This is a genomic window from Pluralibacter sp. (genome assembly GCF_019237635.1).
Taxonomy (GTDB): Bacteria; Pseudomonadota; Gammaproteobacteria; order Enterobacterales; family Enterobacteriaceae; genus Enterobacter_B.
In genome coordinates this window covers 1-14,809 of record NZ_JAFAGS010000013.1, presented here as the reverse complement: position 1 = coordinate 14,809, position 14,809 = coordinate 1, and the positions used below count along the sequence as shown (strand labels likewise).

Annotated in this window: 12 protein-coding genes; 3 read left to right on the top strand and 9 right to left on the bottom strand. The window is 57.7% G+C overall.

Annotation, left to right across the window (positions count from 1 at the left end; all coding sequences use genetic code 11):
* Positions 1–114 precede the first annotated feature (114 nt).
* A complete protein-coding gene (locus JO226_RS01520) occupies positions 115–684 on the bottom strand; it encodes an NTP transferase domain-containing protein (RefSeq protein WP_293481780.1) in 570 nt (189 codons plus the stop codon).
* A 34-nt stretch (positions 685–718) separates the two neighbouring features.
* Between JO226_RS01520 and yqeC the strand changes: the two genes are divergently transcribed.
* Positions 719–1,498, top strand: a complete 780-nt coding sequence (gene yqeC, locus JO226_RS01515; RefSeq protein WP_293481778.1) for a selenium cofactor biosynthesis protein YqeC — start codon at positions 719–721, stop codon at positions 1,496–1,498.
* Between the two features lie 72 nt (positions 1,499–1,570).
* Positions 1,571–3,196, top strand: a complete 1,626-nt coding sequence (gene yqeB, locus JO226_RS01510; protein ID WP_293481776.1) for a selenium-dependent molybdenum cofactor biosynthesis protein YqeB — start codon at positions 1,571–1,573, stop codon at positions 3,194–3,196.
* A gap of 69 nt (positions 3,197–3,265) precedes the next feature.
* Here yqeB and arcC read toward each other — a convergent pair whose 3' ends face one another.
* Genes arcC through ygeW form a run of 5 tightly spaced genes read right to left on the bottom strand, consistent with a single transcriptional unit; the run spans position 3,266 to position 9,345 of the window.
* Positions 3,266–4,198, bottom strand: coding sequence for a carbamate kinase (gene arcC, locus JO226_RS01505; RefSeq protein ID WP_293481774.1), 933 nt, complete (start codon positions 4,196–4,198; stop codon positions 3,266–3,268).
* 18 nt (positions 4,199–4,216) lie between these two features.
* Entirely contained in the window at positions 4,217–5,605 is a 1,389-nt protein-coding gene (hydA, locus tag JO226_RS01500) for a dihydropyrimidinase (protein WP_293481772.1), read from the bottom strand.
* A gap of 51 nt (positions 5,606–5,656) precedes the next feature.
* Positions 5,657–6,871, bottom strand: a complete 1,215-nt coding sequence (locus JO226_RS01495; protein ID WP_293481770.1) for a YgeY family selenium metabolism-linked hydrolase — start codon at positions 6,869–6,871, stop codon at positions 5,657–5,659.
* A gap of 26 nt (positions 6,872–6,897) precedes the next feature.
* Positions 6,898–8,097 carry a diaminopropionate ammonia-lyase gene (gene dpaL, locus JO226_RS01490; RefSeq protein WP_293481768.1) on the bottom strand — a complete coding sequence of 400 codons (1,200 nt, stop codon included), beginning with the start codon at positions 8,095–8,097 and terminating at the stop codon, positions 6,898–6,900.
* A gap of 60 nt (positions 8,098–8,157) precedes the next feature.
* The gene (ygeW, locus tag JO226_RS01485) at positions 8,158–9,345 is read right to left on the bottom strand and encodes a knotted carbamoyltransferase YgeW (protein WP_293481766.1); all 1,188 of its coding nucleotides are present in this window, start codon (positions 9,343–9,345) and stop codon (positions 8,158–8,160) included.
* A gap of 495 nt (positions 9,346–9,840) precedes the next feature.
* On the opposite strand from ygeW, the gene JO226_RS01480 reads away from it, so the two are divergent.
* On the top strand, positions 9,841–11,619 hold the full coding sequence (locus JO226_RS01480) for a sigma-54-dependent Fis family transcriptional regulator (protein ID WP_293481764.1): 1,779 nt from the start codon (positions 9,841–9,843) through the stop codon (positions 11,617–11,619).
* Positions 11,620–11,669: 50 nt separating this feature from the next.
* Here the strand turns inward: JO226_RS01480 and xdhC are convergent, their stop codons facing one another.
* From xdhC to xdhA, 3 genes are all read right to left on the bottom strand, one after another.
* On the bottom strand, positions 11,670–12,161 hold the full coding sequence (xdhC, locus tag JO226_RS01475; RefSeq protein ID WP_293481762.1) for a xanthine dehydrogenase iron sulfur-binding subunit XdhC: 492 nt from the start codon (positions 12,159–12,161) through the stop codon (positions 11,670–11,672).
* Positions 12,158–13,033, bottom strand: a complete 876-nt coding sequence (gene xdhB / locus JO226_RS01470; RefSeq protein ID WP_293481760.1) for a xanthine dehydrogenase FAD-binding subunit XdhB — start codon at positions 13,031–13,033, stop codon at positions 12,158–12,160. Before xdhB ends, xdhC begins: the two co-directional genes overlap by 4 nt.
* Before the next feature lie 10 nt (positions 13,034–13,043).
* Positions 13,044–14,809: xanthine dehydrogenase molybdenum-binding subunit XdhA (xdhA, locus tag JO226_RS01465; protein ID WP_293481758.1), on the bottom strand; the 1,766-nt coding region annotated here is incomplete at its 5' end.

Genomic DNA, 14,809 nt, shown 5'->3' with positions numbered 1-14,809 from the left:
TGTCCGGTGCTTCAGGGTTATTTCTCAAAATCATTTTTTACCTATCATAATGATAAATTTTACCACGAAGTGTTTATTTTCTGGTGCGCAAACGTTTAGCTGTGCAAATTAAAATTATCGCGTCGCCTGCAGCCTGATAAAATCATCTGGGGTGTCGATATCAAAAATAATTTGTGGGTATTTCATTTCCACGCAGCGGTGTTTTCCGTGACGTAATATATTACGCATAGAGGTCATCGGCCCGTGTGAGGCCGCGTGCCGCAGGCTGGCGCTATCGATTAAAATCGGGTGTCCCGGCGTGCCGCGGTAGTGGGGGAGAATGGCGCCATCTTCGCGCAATGACCAGATTTCACTGAATATTTCTGGCATCAGGCAGGGGAGGTCGCCGTGGGTGATGAAGCAATAGTCGCTCTCTACCGCGCTGGCGCCCGCCAGGACGGAAGTGAGCAATCCCTGCTGAAAATCCGGGTTGTGCACCAGGGTGATCGCTGGCGTGTGGCGATAACGGGCATGGAGTTCATCGGCACGAAAACCGGTGACCAGAATAATACGCGAGCAATATTGCAGCGCATTTTTAATACTTGCATCAAGTATTGTTCCATCGCGCCAGGGTAACATCATTTTCCATTGCCCCATGCGGGAGGAAAGACCCGCGGCGGTAATAATACAATCAACCTGCGTCATAAACTTCTCTATATAACCGAAGAATGTATGAGGAATGGAAAATATACCGCAAGCTGACACACTGTTTTGTGATTTAGGCGTGTTTGCCGGCCCGCTGATTATCTCGGTTGTCGGCGCCGGGGGGAAAACCAGTACGTTATTCTGGCTGGCGCAACAATTTCAGCAGGCCGGAAGACGCGTGCTGCTGACGACGACCACCCATATGTTTTTGCCCGAACGCTGCCCGACGCTGCTGTGCCGCGACCTAAGGCAGCTTCCCGCCGCAGTATGGAAGATGCCGCTGCAGGCCTGTTTTTCCGCCTGGCTGGCGGATGTCGGCAAAGTGCGAGGGTTTGCTCCCGCGATGCTGGATGCGCTGTTGCTGGATGCGCTGTTGCTGGAGGCGGATATCGACGTGATGCTGGTAGAAGCTGATGGGGCTCACGGTTTTGCACTCAAGGCGCCAAATGAGCATGAACCTTGCATCCCTTACCGCAGTAGCTGCGTGATTGCCGTAACAGGCGGGCAAATGCTCGGGCAGAAAGTAGGGCCGGAGAATGTTCATCGTTGGCCCCTTTTTTCCCGCATTACCGGCGCAACGCCAGGCGTTGTGCTGGATCTGACGATGCTGCGCCGCCTGATACAGCACCCACAGGGCGCGTTCAAAAACGCCCCGGCGGGTGGACGCCGTGTCTGGCTGCTCAACCAGATTTCTCAAAATGAGAATCTGCCTGACAGCGCGTTTCGACCGCTGCTGGCGCAGGGCGATGTGGATGCCGTCTGGATGGGCGCCGTACAGGAAAATCCGGCAATTACGCGCAGAGTGGTGAGATAGCGCCTCAACGAAGACGCCGCCTGAAAGACGACGGGTGTTGGGGCAGTCGAAGGGATATCCATTGAGGTTCTTATGAATATTTTCTCAGAAGCGGCAAAACTCGAAGAGCAGAATCGTCCGTTTGCGCTGGCGCAAATCGTCGACAGCCGGGGCTCTACGCCCCGACATTCCGCCCAAATGCTTATCCGCGACGACGGTACGATAATGGGAACGATAGGCGGCGGCATGGTCGAGCGTAAGGTGATTGACGAGGCGCTGGAGGCGCTGAAAGAGAAGACGCCGAGGCTGTTTCATGGCCGGATGGCGCGTAACGGTTCGGATGCGGTAGGCTCCGACTGCGGCGGCGCAATGTCGGTTTATATCAGCGTGCATGGCCTGCGCCCGCGGCTGGTGCTGATCGGCGGTGGACATGTTAACCGGGCGATTGCCCAGGGCGCCGCGCTGCTGGGGTTCGAAATCGCTGTTGCGGATATTTACCAGGAGAGCCTCAACCCCAGTCTTTTTCCGCCCTTAACGCAACTGTTCTATGCCGACGCCTTTTCTGCCGCTATCGACAAACTGGAGATTCGCCCCGATAACTTCGTGCTTATCGCCACCAACAACAAAGACCGTGAGGCCCTGGACACGCTGATTGAGCAGCCCATCGCCTGGCTTGGGCTGTTGGCCAGCCGCCGCAAGGTGCAGGTATTTTTGCGCCAGCTGCGCGAGAACGGCGTCGCGGAGGAGCATATCGCCCGTCTGCATGCGCCTGTGGGTTTTAACATTGGCGCCGAAACGCCAAACGAGATTGCCGTCAGCGTTCTGGCGGAGATCCTGCAGGTGAAAAATAAGGCGCCGGGCGGGCTGATGATGGCGGCGGCCCATCCGTCTCAGCATCTGCGGGTGGTTATCCGCGGCGCAGGGGATATCGCCACCGGCGTAGCGCTGCGTCTTTATCACGCCGGGTTCAAGGTGATGATGCTGGAGGTGGAAAAACCGACCGTGATCCGCCGCAGCGTCGCTTTCGCCCAAGCGCTGTTCCAGGATGAAATGCAGGTTGAGGGGGTTGTCGCAAAACGGGCCAGGTCTGCGCAAGACGCTATCAGTATGGCGGAAAACGGCGTAATCCCCATTCTTGTCGATCCGCTTTGCGAATCGCTGCCCGGGCTTAAACCTGGCTGTGTGGTGGATGCCATCCTCGCCAAAGAAAACCTCGGCGCTCGCCGCGATCTGGCGCCGGTGGTTATCGCGCTCGGCCCCGGCTTCTGTGCCGGGCAGGACTGCCATGCGGTGATTGAAACCAACCGCGGCCACTGGCTGGGGCAGGTTATTTATCAGGGCTGCGCGCAGGAGAACACCGGGGTCCCCGGCAACATTCTGGGGCATACCTCGCGCAGGGTGATCCGCGCGCCGGTCGCGGGCGTAATGAATGGTCGCGTTCAGCTCGGCGATATTGTCAGTGAAGGCGATGTGATAGCGACGATTGGCGAGACGGCGATTCTGGCGCCGCTGGCCGGTATGGTCCGCGGATTGCTGAACGATGGTCTGGCGGTGGACAGCGGCTTTAAAATTGGCGATATCGATCCGCGCGGCGCGTCGGCGGATTTTACCAGCGTATCCGATAAGGCCAGAGCCATCGGCGGCGGGGTGCTGGAAGCGCTGATGACGCTGATGCATCAGGGGGGCAAGGCAAAGGAAGAAGTGTTGACGGTCGCGTAAGGTTTTCTTTCAGTGTTCAACCCTCTCCAGCAACGGAGAGGGTTTTTTGTGTATGCAACGTTGGTTGCGTCAGCCGCTAATCACCGTACCGGTTTTCCCTTCGATCCCTTCTTTGGCTTTATCCAGCACCGTAATCAGCGCCTGGCGCCCCGGACGTGAACGGGCAAAGGAGGCTGCGGCTTCTACTTTCGGCAGCATGGAGCCTTTGGCGAAATGGCCTTCGGCGATAAAGCGATCGGCGTCGCTCAGCGACAGCGTGTCCAGCCACTGTTCGTTCGGTTTACCGAAGTTAATGGCGACCTTCTCCACGGCGGTGAGGATGATCAGCATGTCGGCGTCAATCATGGCGGCAAGCTTCGCGCTGGCCCAGTCTTTATCAATCACCGCGCTGGCGCCGCGCAGGTGGTTCCCCTCGCGGGTGACCGGAATACCGCCGCCGCCCACGGTAATCACCACGTGGCCCGCTTCCATCATCGCTTTTACCGTCTCTTTTTCGATGATATCCACCGGTTTCGGCGAGGCCACGACGCGGCGGTAACCGCGCCCGGCGTCCTCTTTCATGGTGTAGCCCTGGCGGCTCAGGTGCTCGGCTTCTTCCTTACTGAAAAACGAGCCGATAGGTTTCGTCGGGTTGCTGAACGCCGGGTCGTGGGCGTCGACTTCCACCTGGGTAATCAACGTCGCCACAGGAATGTGCATGTCGCGGGAGAGCAGTTCTTCGCGCAGGGCATTTTGCAGGTCGTAGCCAATATAGCCCTGGCTCAGCGCCACGCAGACCGACATCGGCAGCATCGGGGTATGGGCTTCGGTTTTTGCTGCGGCCTCAAAAGCGAGGTTAATCATGCCGACCTGCGGGCCGTTGCCGTGGGTGACCACGACCTGGTGTCCCTGGGCAATGAGATCGACAATCGCCTGCGCGGTTTGCTTCACGGCTTTCATTTGCCCGGCGAGATCGTCGCCTAAAGCATTCCCGCCCAGGGCGAGAACAATTTTCTTACTCATTTAATCCTCACTGTATTGTCACTTCCCGTTAAAGGGGGAAAAGGGTTTGCGGCGCAGGAAGTGGCCCTGACCCGCCGTACCGGTAAACTGGCCATCGTTAAAAATGACTCTGCCGTGGGACAGGGTCTGTCGGATAGCGCCCTGGCACTGGAAGCCCTCCCAGGGGGAGTAGTCGGCGTTGTCGTGTAATTCCTCGTGGCGAATTGTGGTGGTTTTACGCGGGTCGATGATGACCACGTCACCGTCGGCGCCGGGGGCAAGCTGTCCTTTCTGCGGCCACACGCCGAAGAGCTTCGCGGGCGTTGCGCTGGTCAATGCGACAAAGCGTTCTGGCGTAATCCGTCCGCTCATCACGCCATGGGAGAACAGCAGCAGCAGGCGGTTTTCTACCCCAGGCAGACCATTCGGACAGCGATTGAAGCTGCCGCCGGAGATCTGCTGGCGCTGGGCCATCGAAAAGGTGCAGTGGTCGGTCGCCACCACGTCAATGGCGCCGTCGCTGATTCCGCCCCACAGCGCGTCGTTATTGCGCGCGTTACGCAGCGGCGGGCTGAGGATAAATTTCAGCGCGTCCTCACGCTCATAGCAGCGTTCGTCCAGCAGCAGATACTGCGGGCAGGTTTCAATCCACACCGGCTGGTTGCGCGCCTTGGCCAGGCGCAGATAGTCGAGACCCAGCGCATTGGATAAATGGACGATATACAGCGGCGCATTGTCCGAAAGCCAGGCCAGGTTAATCATCCGGGCGATAGCCTCGGCCTCGCACTCGGCAGGGCGGCTCAGCGCGTGGTAGCGCGGCGCGGTTTTCCCTGCCGCCAGAAACTCCACGCGTTTTCTGGCGATGACGGCATCGTTTTCCGGATGAACGGTGGTCAGCGCGCCTGCTTTGTGCAGGTGGCGCAATGCCTGTAGCACTTCGTCATCACTGAGCTTGTACTGGTAGGTCAGATAAAGCTTAAAGCTGCTGATACCCGCATCAACCATCATCGGGATTTCATCGAGAATGGCGTGGTTAATATGCTGAATGACGCCATGGAAGCTGTAGTCGATCACCGCTTTATGCGCGGCATAACCGTGGTACACCTCCAGTTGGTGATGCAGCCTGCATCCGGCGGGGCCAAAGCCCATATGGTCGATAATGGTTGTTGTACCGCCACACGCGGCGGCGCGGGTACCGGTAAAAAAATCATCACAGCTGCGGGCAAGACCGGTGTCGATATTAAAATGGGTGTGTACATCGACACCGCCGGGCATGACGTAGCAGCCTTCCGCATCGATGATTTCGCACGGGAGTTCCGGGGTAATGGTATCGGCCAGCTCACGCACGATGCCGTTTTCGATAAGTAAATCCTGTTTCGCTTTACGGTCGGCGCTAACCACAATGCCGTTTTTAATCAGTACGCGCATAAAACACTCCAGATTCCCGCCGGAGAACCCGGCGGGAGGGATGAGCGGGGATTATTTTTCGCAAGCCAGCCAGCTTAGCGGGATAGCGGCATACATAGCGGCGCAGGTCACCAGATGCGACTTCCAGGTTTTCTCGTTCGGCGCGTGGGCTTCCGGCTCTTTACCCGGGCCAAAACCAATCACCGGAATGCCATGGCGGCCCATGATGGACACGCCGTTCGTGGAGAAAGTCCACTTGTCGACCACCGGCGCTTTGCCAAACAGCCCTTCATAGGCATTGCTGAGCGCCTGCACGGTGAAATGGTTTTCTTCCACTTTCCAGGTCGGGAAGTAGCACTCGGTCGGATAGACGAGGCCGGTCCATGACGGGCGGTCATAGTTGTACATGGAGACCACGGCATTGGCTTTTTGCACGGCTGGCAGGGCGCGGATTTCGTCCAGCGCGCCTTCCCAGGTTTCACCCCAGGTCAGACGGCGGTCGATGGAAACGGCGCAACTGTCGGCGACCGCGCAGCGGCTTGGCGAGGTGAAGAAGATTTCAGACACGGTCAGGGTGCCTTTGCCGAGGAACTCATCGTAGCCCAGGCGCTGGGACAATCCCTGAAGATCGTTGAGAATCGGCCCCATTTTGAAGATGGCGTTATCGCCGCGTTCCGGTGCGGAGCCGTGGCAGCTTACGCCCTGGACATCGATGCGAATCTCCATGCGTCCACGCTGGCCGCGGTAGATTTGGCAGTCGGTCGGTTCGGTGCTGACGACAAATTCCGGGCGAATGCCGGACTGCTCGATAATGTACTGCCAGCACAGGCCGTCGCAGTCTTCTTCCTGCACGGTGCCGGTGACCAGCAGGGTATATTCATCTTCAAGGCCCAGGTCCTTGATGATTTTCCCGGCGTAGACCATGGACGCCATACCGCCTTCCTGGTCAGACGCGCCGCGCCCGCCGATGACTTCATCGTCTTCCATTCCCTGATAAGGGTCGAACGTCCAGTTCTTAATGTTGCCAATACCGACGGTATCGATGTGCGCATCCATGGCGACCAGACGCGGGCCGTGGCCTACGTAGCCCAGGACGTTGCCCATAGGGTCGATAACCACTTTGTCGAAACCGACTTTTTCCATCTCTTCTTTGATGCGATGGATCACGCGCTTCTCATCGCAGCTTTCGCTGGGAATGGCGATCATATCGCGCAGGAAACGGGTCATGTCGTCCTGATAGTGCTGTGCTTTTTCGAGAATAAGTTTGAACGGAATATGTTTAGCCATGAGTGTTTGTCTCCATGAAAAAGTGATTAACGCGCAGCCGGATGTTTGCCTTCCCAGACCACTTCCCGGTAATGCTTAACATCGGTGTCGCCTTCGGTGCTGATCACCAGCACGACGGCGTCTTTATCCAGACCGAGCTTATGCATCAGCGCGTCGCGCTGCGGGTGGAAGTGGACGGCGGCAAGAATGCCAAGACCAACGGCGCCGGATTCGCCGGAAATGACGCGCGGATCTTTGCCTGTTGGGTTCCCCAGAACGCGCATGCCGAGCGCGGCGACGGCGTCCTGGCAGGAGATGAACTGGGTGGCGCAGTTGCGTAACACCTCCCAGCCGAGCGGGTTCGGCTCGCCGCAGGCAAGACCCGCCATAATGGTGGCCATATCGCCGCCCACGTTGACAATCTGGCCCTTAACGCCAGAGCGGTAGACGCAGTCCGCCAGCTCCGGTTCGACGATGACCGAGTGGAGGTTGCGTGCGCCGTAGACATCGACCAGATAACCCAGCACGCCGCCAGCCATTGCGCCGACGCCCGCCTGCAGGAATACGTGCGTCGGGCGGGCAATACCCATGCTGGCCATTTGCTCGACGGCTTCGTCGGCGAGGGTGGCGTAGCCCTGCATAATCCAGGTCGGGATTTTGGTGTACCCTTCCCAGGCGGTGTCCTGCACCACTTCCCAGCCGTTTTGCTGGGCGGTTTTCATGGTAAAGCGCACGGTATCGTCATAGTTCATATCGGTGACGATGCACTCTGCGCCAAGCTTAAGAATGGCGTCGACGCGCTCCTGCGCAGAGCCTTTTGGCATATACACTACCGCATTCTGGCCGAGCTGCTGTGCGGCCCACGCTACGCCACGGCCGTGGTTGCCGTCGGTGGTGGTGGCGAACGTCATCTTTTCTTTGATGGTGGTTTTGATCGTATCAAAAGAGAACGTATTGATATCTAAATGGTATTTTTCGCAAAGCAGCTGCGCGATAGCGAAGGCGCCGCCCAGCATTTTGAATGCATTGAGACCGAAGCGTTGCGACTCATCTTTGACGAGGATTTTGCTTACGCCGAACAATCTGGCCAGATCGTTTAACGCGTGCAGCGGCGTCGGCTGATACCCGGCGATTTTTTGGTGAAAATGACGTGCCTGTTGCGCCTGCTGGCGAGAAAACAGCGGTGACGTTTCGCCCGTAAAGAATCGGTTATCGGCAATATCCATTTTCAATGAGAAAGCAGACATATTCTGTCCTTATCCTTCATAACTGAGGGGGTGAAGCCGGCCAGCAGGCCGGCCCTGAGGTTATTTGATGCGCTTTTGCGCTTCCCTGAGCAGTTGCTCCAGTACCACACCCGGTTTGGCGTATTTGCGGGCAAGAATCATCGCGGCGATGATGTACGGCTTCCAGCTCGCCTCTTTGTAGGTTTCGATGCGGTATTTCTCGAAGACGCCTTCGGTGACTTCACCTTCAGCGCAGGAAACACCGGTGATATCGGCAGGCAGGCAGTGCATGTAAAGCGCATTGCCGTCGCGGGTCAGTTTCATCATCTCTTCGGTGCAGTGCCAGTCTTTGTGGTTGGCGTTCTGCGCCAGGCAGGCTTTTTCCAGCGTTTTCAGCCCGTCGTGGTCATTCGCGCGCAGCAGTTCGGTACGCTGCTCCATCACCTTGTATGGCGCCCAGGACTTCGGATAGACGATATCCGCATCTTTAAAGGCTTCCGCCATATCGGTGACCTGACGGAAGCTGCCGCCGGAGGCTTTGGCGTTGTTCTTCGCGACTTCGATAACGTCCGGGATCAGGTCGTAACCTTCCGGATGCGCCAGCGTGACGTCCATTCCAAAGCGCGTCATCAGGCCGATAATGCCCTGCGGTACGGAAAGTGGTTTGCCGTAGCTTGGGGAGTAGGCCCAGGTCATGGCTATCTTCTTGCCCTTGAGGTTTTCCAGAGAGCCGAAGTGCTCACGCAGCCAGGCAAGGTCGGCCATCGACTGGGTAGGGTGGTCTATATCGCACTGCAGGTTGATCAGCGCCGGGCGTTGCGGCAGAACGCCTTGCTTATGACCGTCGTCCAGCGCTTCGCCGACTTCGCGCATATAGGCGTTGCCCGCGCCGAGGTACATATCGTCGCGAATACCGATGGCGTCAGCGCAGAAGGAGATCATGTTGGCGGTTTCACGCACGGTTTCCCCGTGGGCGATTTGCGATTTTCCTTCGTCCAGGTCTTGCTGCGCCAGACCCAGCAGGTTCAGCGCGGAAGCATAGGAGAAGCGGGTGCGGGTGGAGTTATCGCGGAATACGGAGATCCCCAGACCGCTGTTGAAGACTTTGGTGGCAATGTTTTCCGCCCGCAGCGTTTTCAACGCCGCCGCGATGTCCAGTACCTGCTTCAGCTCTTCCGGCGTTTGCTCCCACGTCAGCAGAAAGTCTTTTTCATGCAGGTGGGAAGTTAGCGTATTGATATCCTTGATCAGCTCGTTAACAGTTTTCATTTTAAGGTCCTGATAGTAAATGACTGGCTTGTTGGCAATGTGGCTGTACGGTCGGGAGAACGGCGGAACCTGAATAGCGACTGACAGCGATATACAGGTCTTAACAATAAGTGTGCCAGTTACGAGTCAACGGCGGTTTTGAGGTGAAAATGGCAATAATTGTGAGAGGTTTGTCACAAAAATAGCCGTGCTGGCGGCATAAATAAAAAAAGGAAAACGATTGGCTCGAAATGTTAAATTGAACACGTTATGTCGGACGATATAAATAAAGGGGGGAAGGTTTGTAAAAGCCGCCAAATTGATAAAAACAGTGGGGCAATTCTCATATTGATATAAAAGTGTGACATTTCTTCCATATTTTCGCCAATAAATGATAAAGAAAGAGCATCTTTATCAATATCGGATGGCGCTAAGTTAGTATCATAGCGACAGGAAAATAAGAAATGTCACACCTCTATAGATATCAGTCAGTTAGTGATATTCAAAGGTTACCTTATGATACCCGCAAACACGTTATCCGTTTTGATGCAGATACAGCCCACCATCCAGCGTTTTGCCAGAATGCTCTCAAGCGTCCTCCAGCTTGAGGTTGAGATAGTCGACGATGCGCTCTGCCGCGTGGCCGGGACAGGGGCGTATGGAAAATCACTGGGGCGCAAGCTGAACGCGGACTCGCGTCTTCTTCGCTACGTACTTGAAACAAAGCAGGAAAAAGTCGTTACCCACTCCCGTTTCGACCCGCTGTGCGAGGGGTGTACCAGTAAAGATAATTGCAAAGAGAAAGCCTTTCTGGGCACACCGGTCATTTATCAGGATCAGTGTGTCGGGGTTATCAGCCTGATTGCCGTCACGCACGAGCAGCAGGAGCACATCAATGATAATCTTCATGCGTTTTCTGATTATGTTCGCCATGTATCATCTATCTTTGTTTCTAAATTACTCGATGACCAAACCGGGAATGATAATATTCGTAAAATATTCTCGACAATGATTGAGAATATGGACCAGGGCGTGCTGGTGGTCGGTGAGGATAATCAGGTGAAGTTCGCCAACCAGACAGCGTTAAAAGTACTAGGCGCCATGCAGGGAAATATGATTGGCAAAACCATTCATTTTCGCCCATTAACCTTCGAACGTAACTTTACCCACGGCCATATGCAGCATGTGGTCTCTTTCGATGATAAAAGCGAGCTGATAATCGGCCAGTTGCATACTATCCAGGATCAGCAGTTGTTCTTGATGGCGTTTCACCAGTCACACTCCTCATCGACCGTGACGCCAGCGCAGGATGAGCCGCAGATAGAACACCTGGTCGGCGAATGCCGCCCGATGCGCCAGCTCAAAAAATTGATTAGCCGTATCGCGCCCAGCCCGTCCAGCGTGCTGATCGTCGGGGAGAGCGGAACCGGTAAAGAGGTGGTTGCCCGGGCGATACACAAACTGAGCGATCGAAAATCGAAGCCGTTTATCGCCATTAACTGTGCCGCGATCCCGGAACAACTGCTGGAAAGCGAGCTGTTCGGCTACGTTAAAGGCGCTTTCACTGGCGCATCGGCCAACGGGAAAACCGGGCTGATTCAGGCCGCCAACCACGGCACGCTGTTTCTTGATGAGATTGGCGATATGCCGCTGACGCTACAGGCGAAGCTGCTGCGGGCGATTGAGTCCCGCGAGATCCAGCCCGTTGGCGCCAGCCATCCGGTGCCGGTGGATATTCGTATTATTTCCGCGACGAACCAGAATCTCGACCAGTTCATCGTCGACGGCAAATTCCGCGAGGATCTCTACTACCGGCTGAACGTCATTCCGCTACGGCTACCGCCGCTGCGGGAGCGCCAGGATGATATTGAACTGTTGATCCACTACTTCCTGCATCTGCATACCCGGCGGCTGGACCTGGTCTATCCCGGCGTCGCGCCGGAGGTGATCGCGCTGCTCAAGCGCTACCGCTGGCCTGGCAACCTGCGTGAGCTCAGCAACCTTATCGAGTACCTGATTAACGTGGTGCCGTCCGGCGAAGTGATTGACGTCTCTTTGTTGCCGCCAAACCTTATCAGCAGCGGTAAACTGCCGGAGCGCGATATGGCAAGCGTCACCGTCCTGAGCGCGCAGCGCGACGACGATGGCGTCACGGCGCTTGAGGAGATGGAAAAGCAGATGATTCGTGAAGCGTTGTCGCGCTACAGCAACAAGAAGCAGGCGGCGGATGAACTCGGTATCGGTATCGCCACGCTGTATCGCAAGATAAAGAAGTACGAATTGCTCAGCGCCTGATGCGACGTCCTCTCCCCGTTGAGGGGAGAGGACATTCGGCGCCAGGGGGCTCAGTCGTTGCGTTCTTGCTCCTGTTCCAGACCGAGAACCGTGTCGACAACCATCTGATAACCGGTGCAGCGGCATAAATTTCCCGCCAACCCGCGCCGGATCTCCTGTACCGTAAACGGCTTCACGTGCGGTTTCGCCAGCAGAGCCTTTGTTGCCATCACCAGTCCCGGCGTGCAGAAACCACATTGCACCGCGCCGGATTTCGCATAGGCCGCCTGCACGACTGACAGCTCGCCGCCCACCGACTCGCCTTCCAGGGTGCGAATCTCCTTACCGTCAATCCAGGCCGCAAGATAGAGACAGCTGTCGATGGCCGTGCCGTCGATAAGCACCGTACAGGCGCCGCATTCGCCGACGCAGCAGCCCTGTTTCACGCTGAGCAGGCCCTGTGCGCGCAACAGGTCGGAAAGGGGCGTCGCCGGCGAAAGCGTAAAATCGTAAGGTGCGCCGTTGATGGTACAGGTCACGGAAATCCAGGATGCGTGGTTCATAAGGAGCCTCCTGCATGGGCCACGGCGCTACGGATAACGCGCTGAGCCATGGTCTGGATGAGATGTAAACGGAAGTCTTTCGCCGCGCGCCATGAGGAGCGGGGGGAAACGTCGGCCAGCAGCGCTTCGCTTACCGCGCTTAGCGTCTGTTCGCTGATGGGGGCGCCCAGCGCCGTCTGCTCGGCGTGCGGGCAGCGCACCGGTGTCGGCGCGGCGACGCCGAACGCCAGCCGCAGTTCGCGAAAAGCGCCGTTCTCCACATGGCACCAGGCAGCGCAGCCGATGGTGGCGATATCCATGGCGTCACGCATGGCGTACTTAAAGTGGGCGCTGCCCGTGCCGGTTTGCGACTGCACCGGGAAATGGAACGCGACGGCGATATCGCCAGGCTCCAGCGCGACCTTACCCGGGCCGGTATGAAAGCCGAGCACCGGGGTAAAACGGGTGCCCTGCGGTGAAATGATTTCCAGCATGGCGTCATACACCAGCGACGGCGTGGCGGAGTCGGCGCTGGTCGCGCCGTTGCAGATATTACCGCCGTAGGTCGCGACATTGCGGATCTGCGGTCCCGCTATTGAGGCCGCCGCTGCCGCGAGGGCGGGCAGATGGCGCTGGACTATCGGGCTTTCAATCAACTCCGTAAAGGTGGTGCCCGAGCCGATACGAATGGCCCCTTCGGGGGTCTGGGTGATGCCGCGTAGCTCGGCGAGGCCGTGAATATCCACCACGTGGCGGTATTTGTCGTTCAGATGGTGAAGCTGGATCAGCACGTCGGTGCCGCCCGCAATCAACCGCGCCTGCGGGTGATTGGCCGCAAGCGTTACCGCCTGCTGCAGGCTGGCGGCGCGATGATACGTTTCAATATCAAACATAGCGTTATCCTTAAATCAATCCCGCCTGGCGGAACTCGATAAACAGGCGTTTCGGCGTCAGCGGCAGGGTGTTGATGCCAACACCGGTCGCCATGCGGACCGCATTGCGGATAGCCGCCGCCACCGGAATAATTGGCGGTTCGCCGAGCGATTTATGGCCATAGGCGGATTGCGGTTCGCAGCTGTCGACAAAGGCGCTTTCCAGCGGCGGCAGGTCCATCATGGTCGGCATCTTGTAGTCCAGCAGGTTGGGGTTACGCACCAGGCCCGAGGTCTCGTCGATGATCATCTCCTCGAAAATCGACCAGCCGATCCCCATACCCATTCCGCCCTGAACCTGGCCCTCCGCCAGCAGCGGGTTGAGGATCCGCCCGGAATCATGGACGTTCAGAATGCGGTTGATGGTAATTTTGCACAGCGCCACGTCGACAGTGAGGTCAACAAACGTGCAGCCGAAGGCGGGTGGGTTGGTGGTGGTTTTCACCGACGCTTCCGCCGAAAGCTGACCGCCGCGCTCAGGGTGATAAAATGCGTCCATCGCCACGTCGGCAACCGACGCCAGCGTTATCCCCGGGCGATCGGTCATCTCAATCATGCCGTGGCGGATCGTCAGGTTCAGCGACGACTGGTGCAGCATCTCAGCGGCATGCTGGATTATCTTGTCACGCAGTTGGCGGGCCGCTTCACGCAGGGCAGGGGCCGCGACATAGCTCTGGCGGGAGGCGAATGCGCCTGGGTCAAACGGTGTGATGTCGGTATCCTGAGTGGAGATAACGTGCACCATACCGACCGGCATGCCGACGGTTTCAGCAACCATCTGCGTAAAGACCGTATCGGCGCCCTGACCGATTTCGGTCGCGCCGCTCTGTACGTGAATGCAACCATCCTGGTTGAGCAGCAGGCGAGCGCCGGCAATTTCCACCCCAACCGGCCAGGTGTTTGAGCTGTAGCTAAAGCAGGCGACGCCGACGCCGTGGCGCAGGTTGCCTCGCTGTTCGCGGTATTCGGCGCGGCGTTTATCCCAGTCGAACAGTTCGCGGCCTTTGCGCAGGCACTCCGGCAAACCGGCGCTGAAGATGGTTTTGCGGTTAACCGGGTTTTTATCGCCTTCCCGGGCAACGTTGCGCAGGCGGATATCGACCGGATCGATATCCAGCGCGGCGGCGGCGTCGTCGAGTAGCGACTCAAGCGCGAACACCACCTGCGGCGCGCCGTAGCCGCGCATGGCGCCTGCGGAGGGCAGGTTGGTATAGCAGGTAGTGGCGCGATAGCCGAACGCGCTGCGTGGGTAAAGGTAGGCAATCTTGTTGCCCCCGGCGGAGGCTATCGAGTGGCCGTGCGAGGCGTAAGCGCCGGTGTTCGACAACACGTCAAGGCAGTAGCCCTTCAGCGTGCCGTCGCGATTAATGCCGAGTCTGGCGTCGATGGTGAAGGCGTGGCGGGTGCGGCTGGCGAGGAAGCACTCTTCGCGGCTCAACGCCACCTTGACCGGGATCCCGCCGAGTTTTGTGGTGAGAAAAGCCGCCATCGGCTCTTCCAGTACGTCCTGCTTGTTGCCGAAACCGCCGCCGACGTAAGGTTTGATCACCCGGATGGAGGACCAGGAGATCCCCAGCGCCTGGCCGACGATGCGGCGCACGATATGCGGAATTTGCGTGCTGGAGACAATGGTGATGCGCTTGTCCTCTTCCATCCACGCAAAGCAGGTCACCCCCTCCATATGGCAATGCTGGATAACCGGCGTCTGGAAGTGGTTGCTGAACTGCTGCTCGGCGG